The 25,660-nt window shown below is 40.3% G+C and carries 26 protein-coding genes and 1 other annotated feature; of the genes, 25 read left to right on the top strand and 1 reads right to left on the bottom strand.

Annotated elements, in window-relative coordinates; all coding sequences use genetic code 11:
• The 25 genes from LC455_RS04865 to pyrE form a co-directional block, all read left to right on the top strand.
• Positions 1 to 89, top strand: an 89-nt coding sequence (locus LC455_RS04865; RefSeq protein WP_223588723.1) for an IS3 family transposase, incomplete at its 5' end; no start/stop codon positions are given.
• A 202-nt stretch (positions 90 to 291) separates the two neighbouring features.
• Entirely contained in the window at positions 292 to 1,230 is a 939-nt protein-coding gene (spoIIGA, locus tag LC455_RS04860) for a sigma-E processing peptidase SpoIIGA (RefSeq protein ID WP_223588617.1), read from the top strand.
• Positions 1,231 to 1,274: 44 nt separating this feature from the next.
• Positions 1,275 to 1,994: an RNA polymerase sporulation sigma factor SigE gene (gene sigE, locus LC455_RS04855; RefSeq protein ID WP_223588615.1), complete on the top strand. Its 720-nt coding sequence runs from the start codon at positions 1,275 to 1,277 to the stop codon at positions 1,992 to 1,994.
• A 157-nt stretch (positions 1,995 to 2,151) separates the two neighbouring features.
• Positions 2,152 to 2,931 (top strand): RNA polymerase sporulation sigma factor SigG, encoded by a 780-nt coding sequence (gene sigG, locus LC455_RS04850; RefSeq protein WP_040204876.1) that lies wholly within the window; start codon positions 2,152 to 2,154, stop codon positions 2,929 to 2,931.
• Positions 2,932 to 3,022: 91 nt separating this feature from the next.
• A complete protein-coding gene (locus tag LC455_RS04845; RefSeq protein WP_223588614.1) occupies positions 3,023 to 3,292 on the top strand; it encodes a YlmC/YmxH family sporulation protein in 270 nt (89 codons plus the stop codon).
• Positions 3,293 to 3,361: 69 nt separating this feature from the next.
• Positions 3,362 to 4,192, top strand: a complete 831-nt coding sequence (gene pgeF / locus LC455_RS04840; protein WP_223588612.1) for a peptidoglycan editing factor PgeF — start codon at positions 3,362 to 3,364, stop codon at positions 4,190 to 4,192.
• Positions 4,189 to 4,866: a YggS family pyridoxal phosphate-dependent enzyme gene (locus LC455_RS04835; RefSeq protein WP_223588611.1), complete on the top strand. Its 678-nt coding sequence runs from the start codon at positions 4,189 to 4,191 to the stop codon at positions 4,864 to 4,866. The genes pgeF and LC455_RS04835 overlap by 4 nt, the downstream gene beginning before the upstream one ends.
• A gap of 11 nt (positions 4,867 to 4,877) precedes the next feature.
• On the top strand, positions 4,878 to 5,339 hold the full coding sequence (locus tag LC455_RS04830) for a cell division protein SepF (RefSeq protein ID WP_223588609.1): 462 nt from the start codon (positions 4,878 to 4,880) through the stop codon (positions 5,337 to 5,339).
• Positions 5,340 to 5,344: 5 nt separating this feature from the next.
• Complete coding sequence (locus tag LC455_RS04825) at positions 5,345 to 5,605, top strand: YggT family protein (protein WP_223588608.1); 261 nt, start codon at positions 5,345 to 5,347, stop codon at positions 5,603 to 5,605.
• Positions 5,606 to 5,634: 29 nt separating this feature from the next.
• Complete coding sequence (locus LC455_RS04820; protein WP_223588607.1) at positions 5,635 to 6,408, top strand: RNA-binding protein; 774 nt, start codon at positions 5,635 to 5,637, stop codon at positions 6,406 to 6,408.
• An 84-nt stretch (positions 6,409 to 6,492) separates the two neighbouring features.
• A complete protein-coding gene (locus LC455_RS04815; protein WP_223588605.1) occupies positions 6,493 to 7,008 on the top strand; it encodes a DivIVA domain-containing protein in 516 nt (171 codons plus the stop codon).
• A gap of 54 nt (positions 7,009 to 7,062) precedes the next feature.
• Positions 7,063 to 7,305, top strand: a binding site (T-box leader).
• A 71-nt stretch (positions 7,306 to 7,376) separates the two neighbouring features.
• Positions 7,377 to 10,148, top strand: a complete 2,772-nt coding sequence (gene ileS / locus LC455_RS04810) for an isoleucine--tRNA ligase (protein ID WP_223588604.1) — start codon at positions 7,377 to 7,379, stop codon at positions 10,146 to 10,148.
• A gap of 137 nt (positions 10,149 to 10,285) precedes the next feature.
• On the top strand, positions 10,286 to 10,570 hold the full coding sequence (locus LC455_RS04805; protein ID WP_223588603.1) for a hypothetical protein: 285 nt from the start codon (positions 10,286 to 10,288) through the stop codon (positions 10,568 to 10,570).
• 86 nt (positions 10,571 to 10,656) lie between these two features.
• Entirely contained in the window at positions 10,657 to 11,148 is a 492-nt protein-coding gene (lspA, locus tag LC455_RS04800) for a signal peptidase II (protein WP_223588602.1), read from the top strand.
• Positions 11,120 to 12,031, top strand: a complete 912-nt coding sequence (locus tag LC455_RS04795; protein ID WP_223588600.1) for an RluA family pseudouridine synthase — start codon at positions 11,120 to 11,122, stop codon at positions 12,029 to 12,031. The genes lspA and LC455_RS04795 overlap by 29 nt, the downstream gene beginning before the upstream one ends.
• A gap of 180 nt (positions 12,032 to 12,211) precedes the next feature.
• Positions 12,212 to 12,754: a bifunctional pyr operon transcriptional regulator/uracil phosphoribosyltransferase PyrR gene (pyrR, locus tag LC455_RS04790; RefSeq protein WP_223588599.1), complete on the top strand. Its 543-nt coding sequence runs from the start codon at positions 12,212 to 12,214 to the stop codon at positions 12,752 to 12,754.
• 158 nt (positions 12,755 to 12,912) lie between these two features.
• Complete coding sequence (locus tag LC455_RS04785) at positions 12,913 to 14,223, top strand: solute carrier family 23 protein (protein ID WP_223588598.1); 1,311 nt, start codon at positions 12,913 to 12,915, stop codon at positions 14,221 to 14,223.
• Between the two features lie 151 nt (positions 14,224 to 14,374).
• Complete coding sequence (locus LC455_RS04780) at positions 14,375 to 15,319, top strand: aspartate carbamoyltransferase catalytic subunit (protein ID WP_223588596.1); 945 nt, start codon at positions 14,375 to 14,377, stop codon at positions 15,317 to 15,319.
• Positions 15,279 to 16,565, top strand: coding sequence for a dihydroorotase (locus LC455_RS04775; RefSeq protein WP_223588595.1), 1,287 nt, complete (start codon positions 15,279 to 15,281; stop codon positions 16,563 to 16,565). The genes LC455_RS04780 and LC455_RS04775 overlap by 41 nt, the downstream gene beginning before the upstream one ends.
• Positions 16,562 to 17,668 carry a carbamoyl phosphate synthase small subunit gene (locus LC455_RS04770; RefSeq protein WP_223588594.1) on the top strand — a complete coding sequence of 369 codons (1,107 nt, stop codon included), beginning with the start codon at positions 16,562 to 16,564 and terminating at the stop codon, positions 17,666 to 17,668. Before LC455_RS04775 ends, LC455_RS04770 begins: the two co-directional genes overlap by 4 nt.
• Entirely contained in the window at positions 17,647 to 20,853 is a 3,207-nt protein-coding gene (gene carB / locus LC455_RS04765) for a carbamoyl-phosphate synthase large subunit (protein ID WP_223588593.1), read from the top strand. Before LC455_RS04770 ends, carB begins: the two co-directional genes overlap by 22 nt.
• Positions 20,850 to 21,623: a dihydroorotate dehydrogenase electron transfer subunit gene (locus tag LC455_RS04760; protein ID WP_223588591.1), complete on the top strand. Its 774-nt coding sequence runs from the start codon at positions 20,850 to 20,852 to the stop codon at positions 21,621 to 21,623. Before carB ends, LC455_RS04760 begins: the two co-directional genes overlap by 4 nt.
• The gene (locus LC455_RS04755) at positions 21,620 to 22,561 is read left to right on the top strand and encodes a dihydroorotate dehydrogenase (protein WP_223588590.1); all 942 of its coding nucleotides are present in this window, start codon (positions 21,620 to 21,622) and stop codon (positions 22,559 to 22,561) included. Before LC455_RS04760 ends, LC455_RS04755 begins: the two co-directional genes overlap by 4 nt.
• Positions 22,533 to 23,249, top strand: a complete 717-nt coding sequence (pyrF, locus tag LC455_RS04750; protein WP_223588589.1) for an orotidine-5'-phosphate decarboxylase — start codon at positions 22,533 to 22,535, stop codon at positions 23,247 to 23,249. The genes LC455_RS04755 and pyrF overlap by 29 nt, the downstream gene beginning before the upstream one ends.
• The gene (pyrE, locus tag LC455_RS04745; protein ID WP_223588587.1) at positions 23,246 to 23,878 is read left to right on the top strand and encodes an orotate phosphoribosyltransferase; all 633 of its coding nucleotides are present in this window, start codon (positions 23,246 to 23,248) and stop codon (positions 23,876 to 23,878) included. The genes pyrF and pyrE overlap by 4 nt, the downstream gene beginning before the upstream one ends.
• A gap of 31 nt (positions 23,879 to 23,909) precedes the next feature.
• On the opposite strand, the gene LC455_RS04740 is transcribed toward pyrE, so the two are convergent.
• Positions 23,910 to 25,622: an Rqc2 family fibronectin-binding protein gene (locus tag LC455_RS04740; RefSeq protein WP_223588586.1), complete on the bottom strand. Its 1,713-nt coding sequence runs from the start codon at positions 25,620 to 25,622 to the stop codon at positions 23,910 to 23,912.
• Positions 25,623 to 25,660 lie beyond the last annotated feature (38 nt).

The raw sequence follows: 25,660 nt of genomic DNA, 5'->3' as shown, positions 1-25,660 counted from the left end.
TGACCTACTATAACAATTACAGATATCAATGGAATTTAAAGAAGATGACCCCTGTAGAATACAGAAATCATCTTCTCGATGTGGCATGACCTTTTTTAAAAATGTCCTTTACAACGGGTACACTTTAAAAAGGGGCTATGCCTTTTTTTGTAAATATTATCTGACAAAATCCTTAATGAATAGTGAAAATTTCTGTTTTTTTGATTACAGAAAGTGACACACTTTTAGTCCTCTACTACGTTATACTTTTTCGTAACAGATTAATAGAACTGTCAATAAGGAGGAAGCTGTTTGGTTGTTTATTTAGATGTAATTTGGGCTCTTAACTTGTTTTTTGATAGCCTTCTTCTTTATTTAACAGCTATTTTTCTAAAAAGAAGCATACGAATCTGGAGATTATTGGCTGGAGGATTTATTGGCTCACTAATTATTCTATTAGCCTTTACTCCAATAAATGTCTACTCAAACCATCCAATCGCAAAACTGTTATGCTCTGTCATGATGGTGCTGGCAGCATTTGGGTATAAACGGTTGTCTTATTTTCTCAAAGCGTTAATGACGTTATATGTTGCTACTTTTTTAATTGGTGGAGCCTTATTAGGCGCCCATTATTTCATTCAATACGATCCTGAGTTAACCACAAAGGTCTTAATGTCGAGTGTGAAGGGCTTTGGTGACCCAGTCAGCTGGTTATTCGTCCTGATTGGTTTCCCGGTTGCCTGGCATTTTTCAAGGAGACATATGGAAGGTATGGAAATGACGAAAATCCAATTTGAACAAATCGTCAATGTCAGCTTGAAAATAGGCAGTGAAACATTTGTTTTTAAAGGATTAGTTGATAGCGGAAATCAACTTTATGACCCGTTGTCAAGGCTTCCGGTTATGTTTGTATCCATTAAAAATCAATTGGATGCTATACCCGAGCAAATCAAGAAAATTGCAACTGATCCGGAACCGCTCATAATGGGGAGCGGGGAAGTTCCAGATGAATGGCAAAATAGACTAAGAATTGTTCCTTGCCGGGTGGTGGGACAAGAGCATCAGCTCATTGTGGCCATTAAGCCCGATAACATATTAATCGAACAAAATGGAGACCAGTATTTATGCGAAAAGGGTCTTGTATCCTTCACGATGCAGCAGCTTTCGGCAGATGATGCCTTTCAATGTATCGTTCATCCGAAAATGCTGACAGGACCAAAGCAGCAAGGAGGGACCGTGAAGGTAAGTTAATAATACTATACTCAGAAAAACATATTTTAGAAGGAGGAACAAGAATGAAAAAGTGGAAACTTCGCTTATCCTACTATTGGTATAAAATATTAATAAAATTAGGTTTAAAAACAGATGAAGTATATTATATTGGCGGAAGCGAAGCATTGCCGCCTCCTTTAAGCAAAGATGAAGAAGAGATGCTGTTAAAGAAGCTTCCCGGGGGTGACAAGGCAGCAAGGTCAATTTTAATTGAAAGGAACCTGCGTCTAGTTGTCTATATTGCTAGAAAATTTGAAAACACAGGCATTAATATCGAGGACTTAATTAGCATTGGCACGATTGGCCTGATTAAAGCGGTCAATACCTTTAATCCTGAAAAGAAAATCAAACTTGCTACATATGCTTCAAGATGTATTGAAAATGAAATTCTAATGTACTTAAGGCGTAATAATAAAATCAGGTCAGAGGTTTCGTTCGATGAACCATTAAATATTGATTGGGATGGGAATGAGCTTTTGTTGTCAGATGTACTGGGCACTGATGATGATATTATCACCAAGGACTTAGAAGCCAATGTAGATCGAAAGCTGCTCACTAAAGCTTTGCACCAGCTAACAGATCGTGAAAAACAAATAATGGAGCTTCGCTTTGGCTTAACTAATGGCGAGGAAAAAACGCAAAAGGATGTAGCCGATATGCTTGGAATTTCCCAATCCTATATTTCACGGTTAGAAAAAAGAATTATTAAAAGATTACGAAAAGAGTTCAATAAGATGGTTTAATAAATTTTTTTTCTACCAAAAAAAACCTATTATTTCGTGATTTTATAGCAATTTTCGACAATCATGCACCTGTTCACTCGTATGGACAGGTGCATATTTTTCCTCCTCAAGGAAATACTGTTTTTTGTACAGCAGCTCCTGTGAGGAGGAAAAAGAATTGACTCGAAATAAAGTTGAAATTTGCGGTGTGGACACATCAAAACTTCCTGTATTAAAAAACGAAGAAATGAGAATTCTCTTCAAGCAAATGCAAGAGGGCGATATATCCGCCAGAGAAAAGCTCGTCAATGGAAATTTACGCCTTGTACTAAGCGTGATACAGCGTTTTAACAACCGAGGTGAATTTGTCGACGATCTATTTCAGGTAGGCTGTATTGGGTTAATGAAATCGATTGATAACTTTGATTTAGGTCAAAACGTAAAGTTTTCCACTTATGCCGTACCAATGATTATTGGAGAAATAAGAAGATATTTGCGGGATAATAACCCTATTCGTGTGTCCCGCTCCTTAAGGGATATTGCTTATAAAGCCCTTCAGGTTAGGGAACGACTCATGAGCGAGACCTCACGTGAACCGACTGCTGAAGAAATCGCGAAGGTTTTAGAGGTACCACATGAAGAAATTGTCTTCGCCCTCGATGCTATACAGGACCCAGTGTCCCTATTTGAGCCAATCTACAATGATGGCGGCGACCCGATTTATGTTATGGATCAATTAAGTGATGAGAAAAATAAAGATATCCACTGGATCGAGGAAATCGCTTTAAAAGAAGGTATGCGTCGATTAAACGAGCGTGAAAAATTAATTTTGCGTAAAAGATTCTTTCAAGGTAAAACACAAATGGAGGTCGCTGATGAAATCGGAATTTCCCAAGCGCAGGTGTCCCGATTAGAAAAAGCAGCGATAAGACAAATGAATAAGAATATCCAAAGCTAAGCTGTCCAATGGGGGCAGCTTTTTCTGTTACTAAATCGACCAGCACTATCATATATTCTTTAATAGTACAGGAACTGGGAGTGGTATGTGTATGGTTAAAATTTCGGATTTCCAGATAAAAGATGTCGTAAATGTAGCAGATGGTAAAAGGCTGGGTAATATTGGCGATATTGAGATAAACTTAACCACTGGAAAAATAGAAGCAGTCGTAATCACTGGCAGCGGGAGGGTGCTGGGCTTTTTTGGGAAGGATGAGGATATCGTCATTCCTTGGAAAAATATCATTAAAATTGGTGAGGATGTCATTTTGGTAAGGTATAAAGGAAGTGTGGAAAGAATTTCTGAAGAAGCAGAAGTTTGAGCTTTGTCATTAGCGGTGACCATTTTTGCAATTCATGATAAACTAAAGAAAAACATTAGAGGTATGAACATGGAACCCTTTGTTTTAAAAAACAATTCAATATTATTAATTGACACCTGGACCGAGCGATATCCTGGACTTGTTGCTGGAATGACAACGAAAAATGGGGGGACCAGTAAAGGGAACTTTGAAACTTTAAATCTCGGCTTTCATGTTAATGATAATGTTAATGATGTAGGTTTGAACCGAGAAATAGTTTCTGACCTTCTTGATTTCTCTATAAATAATTGGGTAGGTGCCGAACAGACCCATGATACTTTTATTAAAAAAGTTTCAAAAGAAGATCGTGGTCTAGGGGCAGCTTCCTATGAACAGTCTTTCAAGGGGACGGATGGTTTTTATACAAATGAAGAGGGAATTCTTTTAACTCTTTGTTATGCTGACTGTGTCCCTCTTTTTTTTATTGCTCCTCAGGCACGCATGATTGGGGCTGCCCATGCCGGCTGGAAGGGAACAGTTGGAAAAATAGCTGGAAAGATGATTGAAGCTTGGAAAAAAGAAGGTATAGACCCTGAACAGATATTTGTCGCTGTCGGGCCATCGATTTGCGAAAAATGTTATATTGTGGATGATCGTGTCATTAACTTAGTTGAAAATACACTAGAAGATGTCGAAGGAAAACCATATAATCTAATTAGAGATAGCCAATATTCTTTAGATTTACGTGAAGTGAATCGGCAAATCCTTCTAAAAGCGGGAATCCCTGATAAAAATATAAGCATTACTGGATTTTGCTCAAGCTGTCATCATGATTTATTTTTTTCTCATCGTCGTGATCAAGGCAGTACTGGAAGAATGTTAAGTTTTATTGGCTGGAAGGAGACTAACAATCATTTATGAAGGTAGCAGCAAAGTTAGAACAAATCAGACAACAAATATATGAGGCATGCCTAAAAGTAAGTAGGGATCCTGAAGAAATAAAGTTGATTGCCGTAACGAAATATGTCAGCACCGAAAGAGCGAAAGAAGCATTAGATGCGGGCATTTATAATCTGGGTGAAAATCGTGATGAAGGACTTCTTGCAAAGTGGGAAGTGCTGCAGGACAAGCCTATTTGGCATTTTATTGGATCACTTCAGACTCGAAAAGTGAAAAATATTATCGATAAGGTTGAATATATTCATTCATTGGACAGACTTTCGCTGGCTGAAGAAATTAATAAACGCGCGAAACGGAAGATAAAGTGTTTGGTTCAAGTAAATGTGTCACAGGAAGAATCCAAACATGGATTAACTGCCGATGAGGCAATTACGTTTATTGAATCCCTCCGACCCTTTGAAAATATAAGTGTAGAGGGTTTAATGACGATGGCGCCATTTACGGATGATGAAATGGTTCTGCGTGAATGTTTTCGAAAACTGAGAGAACTTCAGGAACAAGTAAAGGCTTATAATTTAGATTTTGCTCCATGCACAGAGCTTTCAATGGGAATGTCCAATGACTTTACGATTGCGATTGAAGAAGGAGCTACAATGGTAAGAATTGGCACAGCACTTGTTGGTGAAGATGGTTAGGAGAGAAAAAAATGACGATTAAATCGAAATTAAAAACATTTTTCTTTTTAGATGATGAATATGATGATAACAATGATGGTTATGTTGAATCAGTTGAACCCATAAAACAAAAAAAGCAGCCTGTTAAACCACAAAATGTTGTCAGTCTGCAAAGTGTCCAAAAACCTGCAAATTCCAACACTTCGTCAAAAGGATCAAAAGTAATATTAGTTGAACCTCATGCTTATGCTGAATCAACTGAGATTGCGGACCACTTAAAAAATCGCCGTGCGGTAGTAGTGAACCTTCAGCGCATCGATAATGAACAAGGCAGACAAATTGTCGATTTTTTAAGCGGTGCTGTTTATGCTATCGGCGGGGACATCCAGAAAATCGGCACGAGCATTTTTTTATGTACCCCTGATAATGTCGAGGTTTCAGGAAATATATCGGAACTTTTTCCTGACACTGAAAATCAAATAACGAGGTGGTAAAATAAATGGATTTTATTTTTAGTCTCCTTTCACAATTATTATCGATTTATTCGTGGGCATTAATTATATATATATTGATGTCTTGGTTTCCAAATGCAAGGGAGACAACAATTGGCCGATTTCTTGCCAACATTTGTGAACCGTATTTAGTTCCGTTTAGAAAAATAATTCCTCCCATTGGCATGATGGACATTTCGCCAATTGTTGCTTTCTTGGTCCTAAATTTCGCCCAAAGCGGACTTAGCACTTTATCTAGATGGATATAAAAACTATACCCTAGGTTGTGTATACGAGAATGAACATATATCAGCATTTCCGTCCAGAAGAACGGGACTATATCGATCAGGTATTACATTGGAAGAATTATGTCGAAACTCAATATACTCCAAAGCTAACGGATTTTCTTGACCCTAGAGAACAGTATATTTTAACCATGTTAATTGGTGAAAATAACGATGTAAAATATACCCTTTTTGGGGGCGGCAATGGAGTGGAAAGAAAAAGAGCAGTATTGCTGCCTGATTATTTAACAGCAGAACAAGCTGATTTTCAGATTAGCCTGTTTGAAATTGATTATCCGAAAAAGTTTGTCACAATCGAGCATCGTCAGGTCTTAGGAACCTTAATGTCCTTAGGGTTAAAGCGCGGTAAATTTGGTGACATCTTAACCAATAATGACCAAATTCAATTGTTCGCTGCTGCGGAAATCAGCGAATATATTAAGAATAATTTGCAGACAATTGGCAGAGCTGGGGTTAAATTGGTGGAAACGCCGCTCGAAAAGGCCCTTAGCCTTCAAGAAGTCTGGGAAGAAATTGAATTAACAGTATCTTCATTACGACTGGATGCAGTTATTTCAAGTATTCATCATCTCTCCCGGCAAAAATCACAACTTTTTATACAACAAGGGCTTGTTAAAGTTAATTGGACATTAGTTGAGAACCCTTCATTTGAATGTCAAGCCGGGGATATGATTTCAGTTCGAGGATATGGACGAGTTAAAATTATGTCTTTAGACGGGAAAACAAAAAAAGAAAAATGGCGAATTACTGCCGGAAAACAAAAATAATTCAATTTTATGCAGGATTTTCGAAAAACATGTCGAATACTTCCTTATACATATATTAGAACCAGATTTATGGAGGTGGCATCCATGCCGTTAACGCCGTTAGATATTCATAATAAGGAATTTAATAAAGGGTTTAGAGGCTACGATGAGGACGAGGTTAATGAATTTCTGGATCAAGTGATCAAGGATTATGAACTAGTTCTCAGAGAGAAAAAAGAGATGGAAGAACGTTTAAATGAAATGAAAGAGCGGCTGGGCCATTTTACAAATATTGAAGAAACACTTCATAAGTCTATCATCATTGCTCAAGAAGCTGGTGAAGAAGTAAAACGTAACGCTCAAAAGGAAGCGAAGCTCATAATTAAGGAAGCCGAGAAAAATGCGGATAGAATCGTAAACGAATCCCTTTCAAAAGCAAGAAAGATTGCACTTGAAATCGAGGATTTAAAAAAGCAATCTAAAGTATTTCGAACTCGTTTTAAGATGTTAATTGAAGCTCAGCTGGATATGCTGAATACAGATGATTGGGATCACTTATTAGAATACGAAGTGGATGCCACAGAATTAAAAATCCACGAAGAAGAAGATTCATTAGCTTGACGAAATATGTTAAATTAGCATATAATTTTTTAACAGATTATACTGAATAGATGGCAATTGACGATGAAAGGGACAGTACAATTTTTCAGAAGGCTCTTTTAAGCGAGCCGGGGATGGTGAAAGCCCGGTAAAGCAGAAAAATTGGAAAATCACCCTAGAGTCCTAAGGTCGAACTTCTTAATGGAAAAGTAGATCTTGGCGTGTTATTCACGTTACGAATCTTAAGAGGATAGAACGAGTATACCCGTTCTATTTATCAGGGTGGTACCGCGGGAATCAAACCTTCTCGTCCCTATTTGGGATGAGAGGGTTTTTTTATTGGTCATTTGGCTATTCTGTTTCTATGAAAGTATCAGGAGGAAGAGAAAATGGAATATAAAGATACGTTATTGATGCCGCAAACGGAATTTCCGATGCGGGGCAATCTTCCACAAAGAGAGCCGGATATCCAGGCAAAATGGGAAGAGATGAATATTTATCAAAAAGTGCAGGAGCGCACAAAGGGGCGGCCAATGTTCGTCCTGCATGATGGACCTCCATATGCAAATGGTGATATCCATATGGGGCATGCTCTTAATAAAATCTTAAAAGATATGATTGTCCGTTATAAATCAATGAGCGGCTATCATGCTCCATATGTACCTGGCTGGGATACACATGGACTGCCGATTGAGCAGGCATTAACCAATAAAGGGGTTAAGCGTAAAGAAATGACCGTAGCTGAATTCCGTCAGTTATGTACTACCTACGCACTAGAGCAAATTGATAATCAGCGGACACAATTTAAACGTTTAGGTGTTCGCGGAGACTGGGAGAATCCATATATCACTCTTAAGCCGGAATACGAAGCCCAGCAAATTAAGGTATTCGGAGAAATGGCGAAAAAGGGCTATATTTATAAAGGTCTTAAGCCGGTTTATTGGTCTCCATCTAGTGAATCTGCTTTAGCAGAGGCAGAAATTGAGTACCAGGATAAGCGTTCCCCTTCCATTTATGTTGGCTTTAAAGTCAAAGATGGAAAAGGTGTCCTTGATACGGATACACAAATTGTGATCTGGACAACAACTCCTTGGACGATTCCGGCAAACCTTGGAATTTCAGTTCATCCGGACCTGACCTATGTCGTGGTTTCTACTAATGGGAACAAGTATCTAGTGGCTGAAGCCCTTTTGGAGGCTGTGTCAAAAGAAATTGGCTGGGAAAATGTCACCACAGTCCAGAAGGTAAAAGGTTCAGAGTTAGAAAACATTGTTGCCTCTCATCCGTTATACGGTCGTGATTCTTTAGTCATGTTAGGGGAACATGTTACAACTGATGCTGGTACGGGCTGTGTTCATACTGCACCAGGCCATGGGGAAGATGACTTCCATGTTGGTCAAAAGTACGGTTTAGAAGTGCTTTGCCCTGTTGATGATAAAGGCTATATGACGAATGAAGCTCCTGGATTCGAAGGCATATTTTACGAAGAGGCCAACAAGCCAATTGGTCAGGCTCTGGAGGAAGCAGGGGCATTATTAAAGCTTACCTTTATTACCCATTCCTACCCGCACGATTGGAGAACAAAAAAGCCGGTTATTTTCCGTGCTACTGCTCAATGGTTTGCATCTATTAAAGACTTCCGCAGTGAACTTTTAGAAGCGGTAAAGGAAACAAAGTGGGTTCCAGCATGGGGAGAAACACGACTATTTAATATGGTTCGCGACCGTGGTGACTGGTGTATTTCCCGTCAGCGTGTCTGGGGTGTTCCGATTCCTGTATTTTATGCTGAAAATGGTGTAGAGATTATCACTGACGAAACAATTGATCACGTTTCAAACCTGTTCCGTGAACATGGATCTAATATCTGGTTTGAGCGTGAGGCAAAAGATTTACTACCAGAGGGCTTTACACATCCAGGAAGTCCAAATGGAACTTTTACAAAAGAAACGGATATCATGGATGTTTGGTTTGATTCAGGTTCTTCTCATCAAGCCGTTCTCCTTGAGCGGGAGGATTTAGTTCGTCCGGCTGATTTGTATTTAGAAGGATCTGACCAGTATCGCGGCTGGTTTAACTCTTCTTTATCAACAGCTGTTGCTGTGACCGGAAAGGCTCCATATAAAGGTGTATTAAGCCATGGGTTTGCACTAGATGGTGAAGGCAGAAAAATGAGTAAATCATTAGGTAATGTTGTCGTGCCCGCAAAGGTTATGAATCAATTAGGTGCTGATATCCTTCGTTTATGGGTTGCTTCTGTTGATTATCAATCAGATGTTCGGGTATCCGATGCAATTTTGAAGCAGGTTGCTGAGGTTTACCGGAAAATCCGTAATACATTCCGTTTCCTTTTAGGAAACTTAGCAGATTTTGATCCAACAGTGAATAAAGTGGCCTATGAAAACTTGCGTGAAGTGGATCAATTCATGCTTGTTAAATTAAATAAACTAATCAAATATGTTCAAAAAGCATATGAAAATTATGAGTTTGCTGGGATTTACCATGCAGTAAATAATTTTTGTACCCTTGATTTAAGTGCTTTCTATTTAGATTTTGCAAAGGATGTCCTTTACATTGAGGCCGCTGACCATCAGGACCGCAGAGCGATTCAAACTGTTTTGTATGAATCCTTGCTTGCGTTAACAAAACTGGTTTCTCCTATCCTTTCCCATACAGCTGATGAAGTGTGGAAATTCATTCCGGCAGTTCAGGAGGAAAGTGTTCAATTAACAGATTTACCGGAATATGTTGATCTTCCAGGGGCGAAGAGCTTAGAAGAGAAATGGACGGCATTTATGAAGCTTCGTGATGATGTTTTAAAAGCATTAGAAGAAGCACGAAATGATAAGGTTATTGGAAAATCGTTAACGGCTAAAGTCACCTTGTACGTTAATGATAATACAAAAGCCCTTCTCGATTCGATTGAAGAAAACCTGCAGCAATTATTTATTGTTTCAGGCTTTGAAGTAGCAGGTGAATACGATCAAGCACCTGAGAATGCGCTGAAATTAGAATCAGCTGCTATTGTTGTCACCAAGGCAGAAGGTGAAACCTGTGAACGCTGCTGGGTGGTAACACCTGAAGTAGGTCAAGACCAAGATCATAAAACACTTTGCCCTCGCTGTGCACAAGTTGTTAAAGAAAACTATTCACATTTAGCATAATCATGAAGCCCCGTGGAAACGGGGCTTTTAATTTTTTCCTTCTCCGTTAATTGTTGTTGTTTGTGACAAATGTTTGACCGTGTCAGAAAAATACTTGAGGAAATAATATTACAAATGACAAAACGGAGGTAACAACTATGAATGCAATGCAGGAACAGCTGTTTTTGGAACTCCGTCAAACGAAAGAAGAAATTGAAATTTCATTAAAAAACAAACAGAAAAAAGATTGGTTAACAGACATTTTTGAACAAGAATTGGCTGACATAAATTGTGCTATTCAGAAGCTAAAGGATGGAAATTTTGGTCAATGCGAAATTTCAGGGGAATTTTTACCGGATGATTTGTTAAAAATAATTCCTACCTTAAAGACCGTTAAAGATTCAGAGTTATTAGAGGTATTTTGTAAAAAAACGATTCATTAGTCATTTTTATGATGTTACATTGTCGTTTTACGATTAAGTATGCTAAAATGCTAAGGATAAGTCTAGGCGAAATGTGGGGGATCTTAGTGTTTTATTACTTAATCGCTTTTTTTGTAATTATTTTGGACCAATTTACGAAATGGTTAATTGTAAAAAATATGTACTTAGGTGAAAGCATTCCAATCATTGATAATATTTTGTACATTACATCCCACCGCAATCGCGGAGCGGCATGGGGGATTCTGCAAGGTCAGATGTGGCTTTTTTATGTAATAACCATTCTTGTTATTGCCGGCATTATGTATTATCTTTACAAAGCAGCTAAAGGTAAATGGCTATTGGGAGTTTCACTTGCTTTTATGCTTGGCGGGGCTATCGGTAACTTTATTGATCGTTTAATTCGAAAAGAAGTTGTCGATTTTATCCACACATATATTTTTAGCTATAATTTTCCTGTCTTCAATATTGCTGATTCAGCATTAGTAATAGGAGTTATTTTATTAATGATTCAAATGCTTCGAGAAGAGAAGGAATCGAAGGAGAAGTCTTATGGAGAAAATGGAACACACCATTCTTGAAGAGCAAAAAGGGGATCGAATTGATAAAGTCATCTCGAGTCTCGATGAAGAATGGTCAAGAACACAAGTCCAGCAATGGATTAAAGATGGAAATGTCTTAGTAAATGGACAAAAAGTGAAAACAAATTATAAATGTGCACTGAAGGATGAAATTGAAATAACTATTCCCGATCCAGAAGAATTAGATGTTATTCCAGAAGAGCTAGACCTGGAAATTTATTACGAAGACAAGGATGTTCTAGTAGTAAATAAGCCTAGAGGTATGGTTGTTCACCCAGCACCGGGACATATGACGGGGACATTGGTGAATGGTTTAATGGCGCATTGTAAAGATTTATCCGGTATTAATGGAGTGTTAAGACCGGGGATTGTTCACCGGATTGATAAAGACACTTCCGGACTTTTAATGGTCGCCAAAAACGATATGGCTCATGAAAGCCTCGTCAATCAATTGGTTGAGAAAACCGTTACCCGTAAATATAAAGCTATTGTTCATGGAGTTATTCCACATGATTTTGGAACGATTGATGCCCCGCTGGGGAGAGATACAAAGGACAGACAAAGTATGGCAGTGGTTGATAATGGGAAGCATGCGGTCACGCATTTTCATGTGATCGAGCGATTTAAAGATTTTACCTTTGTTGAGTGTCAATTAGAAACGGGGAGAACCCACCAAATTCGCGTTCATATGAAATATATCGGCTACCCGCTTGCAGGGGACCCTAAGTATGGGCCGAAGAAAACGCTTGATATTGAGGGACAGGCGCTGCATGCCGGAGTGCTTGGCTTTACACATCCGAGAACAAATGAATATTTAGAGTTTGAAGCAGCACTTCCTGAAGATTTAGAAAGGCTGCTTGGCCAGCTTCGAAATAATCGTTGACATTATTTTAGTATTATTGTAAGATAACTATAGCTTAATAAGCCTTTAAATTCAGTCCCGTGAGGCTGAGAAGGAACGGTTGCTACTAAGGGGGAATCTATACCCTTATTAGTTGAAATGACTCGTTAACCTCTCGCCAAATCGGTGAGAGGTTTTTATTTTATAAAAAGCAGGTGTCCTATGAATCAGAAAGCTCTTGTTTTAGATGAGCAGGCAATTGGCCGTGCATTAACAAGGATTGCCCATCAAATCATTGAAAAAAATAAAGGGATTGAAGAGTGTATTCTTGTTGGAATCCGAACAAGAGGCATCTATTTGGCCAAGCGGCTTGCTTCAAGAATCGAGGAAATCGAGGGGAGTCCAATACCTGTTGGGGAAATTGATATCACCCTATATCGAGACGATTTATCGAAGAAAACGGAAAATCAAGAACCGCTAGTTAAAGGATCTGATATCCCAGTCAGCATAAGTGATAAAAAAGTCATTCTAGTTGATGATGTTTTATATACAGGACGTACGGTCCGCTCAGGACTTGATGCCTTAATGGATATAGGGCGGCCTTCAGCCATCCAGCTTGCCGTATTAGTCGACCGGGGCCATCGGGAACTTCCGATTCGTGCCGATTATGTTGGAAAAAACATCCCAACATCCAGTGATGAAAAAATCGTAGTCGAACTTGTTGAAGTGGACCAGATTGATCAAGTAAGCATATTTGACAAATAAATAGTTTGCCCTTTTAAATGCAGTCCTGTGAGGCTGACAAAGGGGAAAAGGCCGGTATCATTTTACGGCTTTTCCATACCCTCTTTGTCTTGCCATGGACTTAGAGGGTTTTTTTATTAAGAAATATCACAGAATAAAGAAAAATGGGGGAAATCCATATGAACAATAAACCAATCCTAGACGTAAAAGATGTTCCGAAACCTTCACAATGGCTTACCCTAAGCTTGCAACATTTGTTCGCGATGTTTGGCGCGACAATTCTTGTACCATACCTGGTTGGATTAAGCCCAGCCATTGCGTTAATATCGAGCGGTCTTGGAACACTGGCATTTCTCCTAATTACAAAATTTCAAGTTCCCGCATATCTCGGATCTTCGTTTGCCTTTATCGCTCCAGTAATTGCGGCAAAAGCTGCAGGGGGCCCTGGCGCAGCGATGGTTGGAACTTTTATAGCAGGTCTTGTATATGGGATTGTAGCGCTTGTCATTAGCAAAGCAGGACATCGCTGGATTATGAATCTGCTCCCGCCAATCGTGGTAGGTCCCGTTATTATAGTAATTGGTTTAGCCCTATCAAGTACTGCAGTAGGTATGGCAATGAATAATCCAGCTGGAAAATACAGCATGCTTCATTTCTCTGTAGCGCTTGTTACATTAGCAGCAACAATTATCTTCTCTATCTACGCAAAGAAAATGTTAAGTATCATTCCTATCTTAGGAGGAATTGTGGTTGGTTATCTCTACGCATTAATGGTCGGGATTGTCGATTTCAGTCCAGTATTGAAAGCAAATTGGTTTGAAATGCCGGAATTCATTATTCCGTTTGTAAGCTACAAAGTGAAATTTACATGGGATCTAGCCGCATTAATGATTCCAGTAGCCGTTGTTACTCTTTCTGAGCATATTGGCCACCAGCTTGTATTAAGCAAAGTTGTAGGTCATGACTATATTAAAGAACCTGGATTACACCGTTCAATTCTAGGTGATGGAACTGCAACAATGATTTCAGCTCTAATTGGCGGTCCGCCAAAAACAACCTATGGAGAAAATATCGGCGTCCTGGCCATCACACGGGTTTACAGTGTTTATGTCATCGCAGGGGCTGCTGTACTTGCTATCATCTTCGGATTTATTGGGAAAGTAACAGCATTAATCCAAACTATACCAACACCTGTCATGGGTGGAGTTTCAATCCTGTTGTTTGGAATCATTGCTTCATCAGGGTTAAGAATGTTAGTAGACAGTAAAATCGATTTTGGTGATAAACGCAATTTGGTCATCTCATCAGTCATTTTGGTTATTGGAATCGGTGGAGCAATCGTGAAACTGCCATTTAATATCCAAGTTCAAGGTATGGCTTTAGCGGCTATCATTGGGGTGCTATTAAACCTCATTCTTCCTGGAAGACAGCCTGCAGAAGAAAATATGTTTGAAGCAGAACAAACGAATGAAACGAAGAAAATTGCATAACAAGAAAACCTTTTAAAAGAAGTCCAAGAGAGGCTTATAAGGGTGTTATCACTTAAACCGCATTTTAGCGCGGATTATGTGTGGATTCAAAACACCCTGATCATTTGGTCAGGGTGTTTTTTTGCAAAAATAGGAAAAGGTGGGGAACGAGTTGCTAAATCATTTACTTACCACGAACGAATTAAAGGTGGAAGAGATTTATCAAATCTTAAATGATGCACAGCGGTTTGCGGATGGCATGGAATGGCGCCCGGACGGTCAATTATTTTCAGCCAACTTATTTTTTGAAAATAGCACAAGAACGAAATGCAGCTTTGAGCTGGCTGAAAGAAAATTAGGATTAAGTGTTATCCCATTTGAAGTGCAAACCTCAAGTGTTCAAAAGGGAGAAACCTTATACGATACAGTTAAAACGCTCGAATCCATCGGAGTAAATACAATTGTGATTCGGCATAGCCAAGATCGTTATTTTGACGAACTTGTTGGAAAAGTGAATATACCGATCATTAATGGCGGCGATGGCTGCGGCCACCACCCGACACAATCCCTTTTGGATCTGCTAACCATCTATCAAGAATACAGAAGTTTTACAGGGTTAAAAATAGCCATCATCGGTGACATTCGGCATAGCAGGGTGGCACGTTCAAATGCTGACACCTTAACAAGGCTGGGAGCAGAAGTTGTTTTCTCGGGTCCAGAAGAATGGTTTGATAATCATAGCCTTCATGCGTCCAGATTTATTCCGATTGATCAGGCCATTCAGGAGGCAGATGTTGTAATGCTACTACGTGTCCAGCATGAACGTCACCAGAAAAAGGGAAGCTATACTTCCTCTGAATATCATCAAAAGTATGGCCTTACCCTTGAGCGGGAAAAGAAAATGAAACCACAAAGCATTATCATGCATCCCGCACCGGTAAACAGAAACGTGGAAATTGCTGATAGTCTAATAGAATGTGAGCGTTCAAGAATTTTTAAGCAAATGGAAAACGGTGTTTTTGTCAGAATGGCAGTGTTAAAAAGATCAATCGAAAGTATGAACGGAGGATATACTAATGAAAATACTTATTCAGAACGCCAGCTACATAGCATCTAATGGCGAAAATAAACAATCTGATATTTTAATAGAAAATGGGATTTTTACAAAAATTGAGAAAAAAATAGAAGAAAACGTGGATCGTAAAGTGGATGCAGAAGGACTCTTGGTAACGCCTGGATTTATCGACCTGCATGTTCATCTTCGCGAGCCGGGCGGTGAGAAAAAGGAAACCATCGCAACCGGAACGCTTGCCGCAGCAAAAGGCGGTTTCACTACGGTAGCAGCTATGCCAAATACCAGACCGGTGCCTGATAATGTAAATATTATGGCGGACGTGCAAAGGCGAATTCAAGAAACGGCAAAGGTCAGAGTTTTACCATATGCCTCCATTACTACTAGATTGCTAGGACAGGAACTGACCGACTTCGAGGGGCTTAAAAACGCTGGTGCTTTTGCCTTTACCGACGACGGCGTAGGAGTCCAAACGGCCAGTATGATGCTTGAAGCCATGCAAAAAGCTGCGAATTTAAATATGGCGATTGTTGCCCACTGCGAAGAAAATTCACTCATCAACAAAGGATGTGTACACGAAGGCAGCTTTTCGAAAAGAAATGGCTTAAATGGCATTCCTTCCATTTGTGAGTCTGTACAAATTGCAAGAGACGTACTTCTCGCTGAGGCAGCAGGCTGTCATTACCATGTATGCCATGTCAGTACGAAAGAATCAGTCCGTGTGATTAGGGACGCAAAACGGGCAGGCATTAAAGTTACAGCGGAAGTGACGCCGCACCATTTATTATTAACTCAAGATGATATTCCAGGGCTTGATGCCAATTATAAAATGAACCCTCCATTAAGGGATGAGAAAGACAAATTAGCCTTACTTGAAGGACTATTGGATGGAACGCTTGATTTTATTGCAACCGACCATGCACCACATACACAGGAAGAAAAAAGTGAAGGGATGGAATTAGCGCCTTTTGGCATTGTCGGCTTAGAAACAGCCTTCCCACTCCTCTATACTAACTTGGTGCTAAAAAATGTCATCTCACTTGAGCAGCTTATTAGTTATATGACTCAAAAGCCTGCTGAAACCTTTGAACTTCCATATGGGAAAATTGAAGTTGGGGAGCCGGCAGATATCGTATTATTAAACTTAAATGAAGAGCGTGAAATAAATCCTGATGAGTTTTTATCCAAAGGGAAAAACACTCCATTCGGCGGCTGGAAATGTAAAGGCTGGCCAGAATTAACGATCGCAGCAGGAAAAATAGTTTGGGAAAAAGGATGTGTAACAGCATGAAAGCACAGCTAATTTTAGAAGATGGAACGATTTTTATCGGAGAAGGTTTTGGAAGCCATATGGACACCTTTGGTGAAGTGGTTTTTAACACGGGTATGACTGGTTATCAAGAAATTCTATCTGACCCATCCTACTGCGGACAAATTGTCATGCTGACATATCCTTTAATCGGAAATTACGGTATTAACCGTGATGATTTTGAATCAATAAATCCTGCCGTTAAAGGATTTATTGTCAAAGAAGCCGTAGATTTCCCTTCTAACTGGAGAAGTGAATTTACCATCGACGAATATTTTAAAATGAAGAAAATTCCTGGCATCGCCGGCATTGATACACGAAAATTAGCGCGGATAATCCGCCAGTATGGAACATTAAAAGGAGCCATTTGCAGCATTGAAAACGATGCTGATGAAGTGTTGAGGAAATTAAGACAAACGCGCCTACCTATAGACCAAGTAAGAAGAGTTTCCACTAAAAATGCCTATCCGAGCCCAGGAAGAGGCAAAAGAATTGTTCTTGTTGATTTTGGGATGAAACACGGGATTTTAAGAGAACTGAATTTACGCGGCTGTGATGTTGTTGTTGTTCCGTACCATACAACGGCTGATGAAATTCTTCAGCTTCGTCCGGACGGAATCATGCTCTCAAATGGACCTGGGGATCCAAAGGATGTTCCAGAAGGCATTCAGATGATTAAAGAAGTGCTTGGAAAAGTTCCGCTTTTCGGCATCTGCCTTGGTCATCAACTCTTTGCTCTTGCCTGCGGTGCAGATACCGTTAAAATGAAATTCGGCCACCGTGGTTCCAATCATCCAGTAAAAGAACTTTCAACTGGGAAAGTGTCAATAACTTCCCAAAATCACGGGTATACGGTTGATAGTAAATCGATTAACAATACTAGGCTTGCGGTTACTCATATTGCATTAAATGATGATACGATTGAAGGCTTAAAGCATTTAGATTATCCAGCCTTCACAGTGCAATACCACCCTGAGGCATCCCCTGGACCAGAGGATGCAAATGGCTTATTTGAACAGTTTCTAAACATGATTGAATCGGAAAAACAGGAGGGAACAGCAGCATGCCAAAACGTACAGATATAAACTCCATTTTAGTAATCGGATCAGGACCCATCGTCATCGGGCAGGCAGCAGAGTTCGACTATGCGGGCGCACAAGCATGTATGGCTTTGAAAGAAGAAGGCTACCGTGTCATTCTGATCAATTCAAATCCAGCAACCATTATGACAGACACAGAAATGGCCGACGCTGTTTACATCGAGCCTTTGACACTGGAGTTTGTCAGCAAAATCATCCGAAAAGAACGCCCTGATGCCCTATTAGCCACTCTTGGCGGGCAAACAGGACTTAACTTAGCTGTGGAATTAGCAAATTCCGGCGTTTTGGAAGAGTGCAATGTTGAGATTCTTGGAACGAAGCTGTCAGCAATCAAACAAGCTGAAGACCGTGAATTATTCCGCAATTTAATGAATGAATTAGGGGAGCCGGTACCTGACAGTGAAATCATTCATGAATTAGAGGAAGCAAAAGTCTTCGTAGAAAAGGTTGGGTTCCCGGTAATTGTTCGTCCAGCCTTTACCCTAGGCGGAACGGGCGGCGGTATTTGTCACAATCAAGAAGAACTAGAAGAAATCGTGACGAGCGGTTTAAAGAACAGTCCTGTTCACCAGTGCTTGTTGGAGAAAAGTATTGCCGGCTTCAAGGAAATCGAATATGAGGTCATGCGCGATGCTAATGATAGCGCAATTGTCGTTTGTAATATGGAGAACATTGATCCAGTTGGAGTTCATACCGGTGACTCCATTGTGGTAGCACCAAGCCAAACATTAAGTGATCGAGAATACCAATTATTAAGAAATGTCTCTCTAAAAATTATCCGTGCGTTAAAAATTGAAGGCGGCTGTAACGTTCAGCTAGCCCTTGATCCTTATAGCTTTAACTACTACATTATCGAAGTGAATCCGCGTGTAAGCCGTTCATCGGCCCTTGCATCAAAGGCAACAGGCTATCCGATTGCGAAGCTTGCAGCAAAGATTGCCGTTGGACTTACACTTGATGAAATGAAGAACCCTGTAACAGGAAAAACTTATGCAAGCTTTGAACCAGCCTTGGATTATATCGTTACAAAAATTCCGAGATGGCCTTTTGATAAATTTGAATCCGGAAATCGCTCACTTGGGACCCAAATGAAAGCAACTGGCGAGGTCATGGCGATTGGCCGTAATTTTGAAGAATCATTATTAAAAGCAATCCGCTCACTTGAGGCAGGTGTTTATCACTTTGAATTGAATGGTGCGGATGAATTTGCAGATGAGCTTGTCGAAAAGCGAATTCGTAAAGCTGGAGATGAAAGACTCTTCTACATTGCCGAAAGCTTAAAAAGGGGAACCTCAATTGAGACAATTCACGAATGGAGTAAAATAGATTTATTTTTCCTTAAAAAGCTAGAAGGAATTATTAAACTAGAAGAAACACTATTAGAAAATCCTTTAAACGCTGAAATCTTATTGGAAGCAAAGCAAAAGGGATTTACGGATCAAAAGATTGCAGAACTATGGGGAATGAAGGAGACAGAACTTTACACCTTTAGAAAAAACAATCAAATTATTCCTGTCTATAAAATGGTTGATACATGCGCAGCTGAATTTGAATCAGAAACGCCATATTACTATGGAACATTTGAGGAAGAAAATGAGTCCATCGTTACCGACAGACAAAGTGTGGTTGTCCTTGGTTCTGGTCCGATCCGCATCGGTCAGGGGATTGAGTTTGATTATGCAACTGTTCACTCTGTCAAAGCGATTAAAGAAGCTGGTTATGAAGCAATTATTATCAACAATAATCCAGAAACAGTTTCAACGGATTTCAGTATCTCGGATAAGCTTTATTTTGAACCGCTGACAATCGAGGATGTTATGCACATCATTGACCTGGAAAAACCAATCGGAGTGGTCGTGCAATTTGGCGGGCAGACTGCTATTAATCTAGCTGGAAAGCTAGCTGAAAATGGTGTGAAAATTTTGGGAACCAGCCTTGAGGATTTAGACCGTGCAGAAGATAGAGATAAATTTGAATATGCCCTTCAACAATTAAATATTCCGCAACCTCTAGGGAAAACGGCTTTATCTGTTGAGGAAGCACGTTTGATTGCGGAGGAAATCGGCTATCCAGTTCTGATTCGTCCTTCTTATGTGTTAGGCGGCCGGGCAATGGAAATTGTCTACGAAGAAAATGAACTGCTCCGTTATATGGAGAACGCCGTGAAAATTAATCCAGAACATCCAGTCTTAATCGACCGATATTTAACTGGTAAAGAAATCGAAGTCGATGCGATCTGTGATGGTAAGAATGTGTTGATTCCAGGAATTATGGAACATATTGAACGCGCTGGGGTTCACTCAGGGGATTCCATTGCAGTATATCCGCCGCAAACTTTAACAGCGGAAATTAAACAAAAGCTAGTAGAATACACAGAGAAATTAGCGATTGGCTTAAATATTGTCGGACTATTAAACATTCAATACGTTATATCTGATAACCAAGTATATGTTCTTGAAGTAAATCCGCGTTCAAGCCGAACTGTTCCATTCTTAAGTAAAATAACCAATGTACCTATGGCGAAAATCGCGACAAAAGCTATTTTGGGAGTGTCTATACTGGACCAAGGTTACAGGGCAGGTTTAGTACCTGAAAAAGATGGCGTGTTTGTCAAAGTTCCGGTGTTCTCCTTTGCCAAACTGAAAAGTGTAGATATCAGCCTTGGACCTGAAATGAAATCGACTGGTGAAGTAATGGGTAAGGATATCACCCTTGAAAAAGCGTTATACAAAGGTTTAGTTGCATCAGGAATGAACATTCACAAGTTTGGAACAGTGTTATTCACGGTTGCTGATAAGGATAAAGCGGAAAGCTTAAAGCTTGCGAAAAGGTTTGCCGCCATCGGATACCGTTTAATGGCGACGAGCGGAACCGCATCAGTCTTAGAAGCTGCGGGACTTCCGGTAAAAGTAGTCGGTAAAATCGGCTCAGAGGGTGCTACCTTATTGGATGTCATCCATGGAGGCGAGGCTCAGTTTATCATCAATACCTTAACAAAAGGCAAACAGCCGGAAAGTGATGGATTCCGAATTCGCCGCGAAGCCGTCGAAAATGGGGTGCCATGTTTAACTTCATTGGATACAGCAGATGCCATACTAAAAGTGATTGAATCAATGAACTTTTCTGCTGAAGCGATGAAAGCTCCGGAAAAGGAGGCGGTTTTTGCATGATCCGTAAAGAATTGTGCAAAATCGTCGCGCAACACGAAATTGCAGAAGATATATTCGAGCTTACTGTAAAAGCAAGCTTCACCCATGACATACAAGCACCTGGACAATTCGTTCATCTTCGGGTCTCAAATTCCTGGGACCCCCTTCTAAGGAGGCCGATTAGCATTTCTTCTTATGAAAAATCGAACGAAGAATTTACGATGATTTACCGGAAAGAGGGGCAGGGAACTTCACTGCTTGCGAAAATGGAAGCGGGAATGGAAGTAGATATTCTTGGTCCATTAGGAAATGGGTTTCCTGTTGAGGAAGTGAGCACCGGTGATACGGCTCTCCTCGTCGGCGGAGGAATCGGTGTACCGCCGCTCTATGAACTTTCCAATCAATTGACGGCTAAGGGTGTCAAGGTCATTCATGTGCTAGGATTTCAAACAAAGTCTGCTGTTTTTTACGAAAAAGAATTTATGAAAAATGGTGAAACCTATGTTGCAACGGTCGACGGATCTTATGGGAAAAAAGGTTTTGTAACAGATGTAATTAAGGACTTAAGTTTTGATTGTATTTATACATGCGGGCCTACTCCAATGCTCAGAGCTATCGAACAGGCTTATCAGGATAAAAAAGTATTTTTATCCTTAGAGGAACGGATGGGCTGCGGCGTAGGTGCATGCTTTGCATGTGTGTGTAAAAGTGCAGGAGACCCATCTGGAGTTTCTTATAAAAAAGTTTGCAGTGATGGGCCTGTTTTCCGTGCTGGGGAGGTGCTGATATGAGTCGTTTAACACTTTCGTTACCGGGCTTAAATTTAAAGAATCCAATCATGCCGGCTTCCGGATGTTTCGGATTTGGCAGAGAATACAGCCAATTTTATAATTTGAGTGAGCTTGGGGCGATTATGATTAAGGCAACAACCGTAGAACCTAGGTTTGGCAATCCTACACCGCGTGTGGCGGAGACACGTGCAGGAATGTTAAATGCCATCGGCCTGCAAAACCCTGGCTTACACAAAGTCATGTCCGAGGAACTTCCATGGCTTTCGCAATATGATGTACCAATTATTGCGAATGTTGCTGGATCTTTAGAAGATGATTATGTACAAGTGGCAAAAGAAATATCTAAAGCTCCAAACGTACATGCTCTTGAGCTTAACATCTCTTGTCCGAACGTTAAAACCGGCGGTATCGCCTTTGGAACGATTCCAGAGGTAGCAAAGCAATTGACCAGAAAAGTTAAAGAAGTTTCTGAAGTACCTGTTTATGTGAAACTATCGCCGAATGTCACAAATATCGTTGAAATGGCAAAGGCTGTTGAAGATGGCGGTGCTGATGGCTTGACGATGATAAACACGCTCGTTGGCATGCGCCTTGATATAAAAACTGGGAAACCGATTCTGGCCAACCGGACGGGCGGATTATCCGGCCCAGCGATTAAACCGGTTGCGATACGGATGATTTATGAAGTCAGTCAAGCAGTAAATATTCCGATCATCGGAATGGGCGGCATTCAGTCTGCAGAAGACGTGATTGAATTCTTTTATGCAGGGGCAAGTGCAGTTGCCGTGGGAACAGCTAATTTTGTGGATCCATTTGTTTGTCCGACGATTATTGAAGAATTGCCGATTTTATTAGAAAAATTAGGTTTTGAACATATCAGCGAATGCACAGGAAGGAGCTGGAAGCAGCATGAACAACTCGCTTATCATCGCGCTTGATTTTGCTGACGGAGCAGAAGTAAGCCGGTTTTTACAGCCATTCTCGGGTAAACAGCTTTTTGTAAAAGTGGGCATGGAGCTATTTTATCAGGAAGGTCCTTCCATCATTCATATGTTAAAAGAGCAAGGACATCAGATTTTTCTTGATTTGAAGCTACACGATATTCCAAACACCGTGAAAAGTGCCATGAAGGGGCTTGCAAGATTGGAATGTGATCTTGTTAATGTCCATGCGGCTGGCGGAAAAGAAATGATGGAGGCAGCGCTTGAAGGCCTAGAGGCTGGAACTGCTGCCGGGCGGAACCGTCCAAAATGTATCGCAGTTACGCAGCTTACAAGCACATCTGAAGAACAAATGAATAAGGAACAGCTGATTCCTGTTACCTTAAATGAGTCCGTTCTTCACTATGCTTCGTTAACAAAAACAGCTGGTTTAGATGGTGTCGTGTGTTCAGCCTGGGAGGCTCACGCGATTCGAGAACAATTAGGATCTGACTTTTTAACTGTCACCCCTGGAATTCGAATGGAGACGGATAATGTTGGGGATCAAAAAAGGGTTGCTACCCCTGCGTTTGCAAGAATTACAGGAGTTAGTGCGATAGTGGTCGGCCGTTCGATAACAAGGTCCGCCGACCCGTTGAAGAGCTATAATGATTGGATGAGAGCATGGAGAGGAGAACATCAATGAAACACTTAATTGCTGAAAAATTATTAGAAATAAGCGCGGTTGCGTTAAGGCCGCAGGATCCGTTTACGTGGACCTCTGGTCTGCGTTCTCCGATTTATTGTGATAATCGCTTAACATTATCTTTTCCTGCGGTTCGTCGGGAAATTGCCAGCGGCTTACAAAAGCTAATCAATGAACACTTTGGTACAGTGGATGTAATTGCCGGGACTGCCACGGCTGGTATTCCTCATGCTGCCTGGGTGAGTGAGTTAATGGATTTGCCTATGTGCTATGTCCGCTCAAAAGCAAAAGGGCACGGGAAAGGAAATCAGATCGAAGGTAAAGTAGAGCAAGGCCAAAAAGTGGTCGTCGTTGAAGATTTAATTTCAACTGGCGGAAGTGTGATCACAGCTGTTCAGGCATTAAGAGAGGCTGGCTGTGAAGTACTTGGTGTCGTATCCATCTTTACATATGGGCTGGATAAAGGAAAAGATGCTTTTGAGCAGGAAGGAATTACGAGTTTTTCTTTAACAAATTTTGCCGCGTTGGTGGAGTCGGCTATTGATAATGGGTATATTGGTCAAAATGATCAAGAAAGTCTGCTTTCTTGGAGCAAGGATCCAGGTAAATGGAGCAAGAAGTGGGAATAAACTAAAAAAGCCCCGGACCCCCGGGGCTTTACTAATTTTTCTTCAATTTAAGCACAAGTTCCTCATTAGGAGTAACATAAACGGTCTGCTGATTATCATATATCACAAATCCAGGTTTTGCACCGCTCGGTTTTTTAACATGGCGAACCTTTGTAAAGTCAACAGGAACCGAACTAGAATTTCGCGCCTTGCTAAAGTAAGCAGCTAAATTGGCGGCCTCAAGAATGGTTTCCTCCGATGGAGCCTTACTTCGAATGACTACATGTGAACCAGGAATATCCTTGGTATGGAGCCAAATCTCATCTCTCGCTGCAAGTTTATTGGTTAAATAATCATTTTGTTTATTGTTTTTTCCGACGATAATATCAGTCCCATCAGTTGATAAAAAGTGGTCTAGGACCGGCTTGGCGTTTTGGATCTTTTTCCCATTCCTTTTTTGACGTTCGCGGATATAGCCGCCCTCGACAAGCTCCTCACGAATTTCTTGAATATCCTTCGGTGACGCAGACACTATCTGTTGCAATAAATTATCAAAATATTCCACTTCAAGCTGCGCCTTCTCAATTTGCTCCATCACAACGGCAATCGAATTTTTAGCTTTTTGGTATCTAGAAAAATATTTTTGCGCATTTTCTGATGGAGTTTTACGAGGATTAAGAGGAATGGCAATCGTCCCTCCCAATTCATCGTAATAATTGAGAACTTCAATTTCTTTCATGCCCTTTTTTGCGGCAAAAAGGTTAGCCGTTAATAGCTCACCATAACGCTGAAATTGCTCTGCCTTTTCGGCTTCTTTTAATGTATTCTCCAACTTTTCAATTTTCTTTTCATTTTTTTCTTTTTCATTGATAATGAACCGTTCAATATCATTTCCTTGCTGCTTAACCCGGTCTCGCTCTGCCTTGCCAAAATAAAAGCGATCGAGCATTTCACTAAGCGTTTCAAAGCTTTTTACCTTTCCTTTTAAATGAGCAAGCGGAAATAAATAAAAAGCTTCCTTGCCACCCGAAGACATGATAGATGGAGATAGCTCGCCTTGCTTAATTTTCTTAACCAAACCAACAAAAGTCCGAGGAAGGGTCGTTCGATTCGCGAGACCGCTTTGAAAAATGACTTCCTTTGCAAACAGCGGAGAAGTGCCGGCAAAATGCTCGACCAGCTGCCGATCCAGTTTCCCGCTATTAAAATCAATTTTCTTTAAAACATCCTCTTCCGTAACAAAAAAAGGATTAGATTTGTTTTGTTCAGGCGGGAAAATATATGGCTGGCCCGGCATAATCGCTCTGTGACTGTTAACGGCAAAAGAAATATGCTTAATGCTATCAAGAATAACATTGCGTGTTTTATCCACTAATACGATATTGCTATGTCTGCCCATGATTTCAATAATGAGCTGCTTGTAGCTGATATCGCCAATTTCATTTCTTCCTTTAATTTCAAAAATAATCATCCGATCATTTTCAACTTGATATAAATCCTCCAATATATAGCCCTCAATATGCTTTCGCAGCAGCATACAGAACATTGGCGGCTCACTCGGATTTTCGTATCCCTCATTCGTTAACTGCACCCGGGCATAACTGGGATGAGCTGATAATAACAGCTTTTGATTTAGCCCGTTTGCTCTAATTGTTAAAATGACTTCATTTTTATAAGGCTGGTGAACTTTATTTATACGTCCGCCCTTTAATGAACGGGAAAGTTCATCGACCATTGCTTTTGTAAATAGACCATCAAATGACATGGAAAACATCCTTTTCTTCAAACATATGTTTAATTATA

The organism is Neobacillus bataviensis, assembly GCF_019969725.1.
Note: the sequence above shows the minus strand (reverse complement) of the source record. Positions and strands in the feature narration are given on the sequence as shown.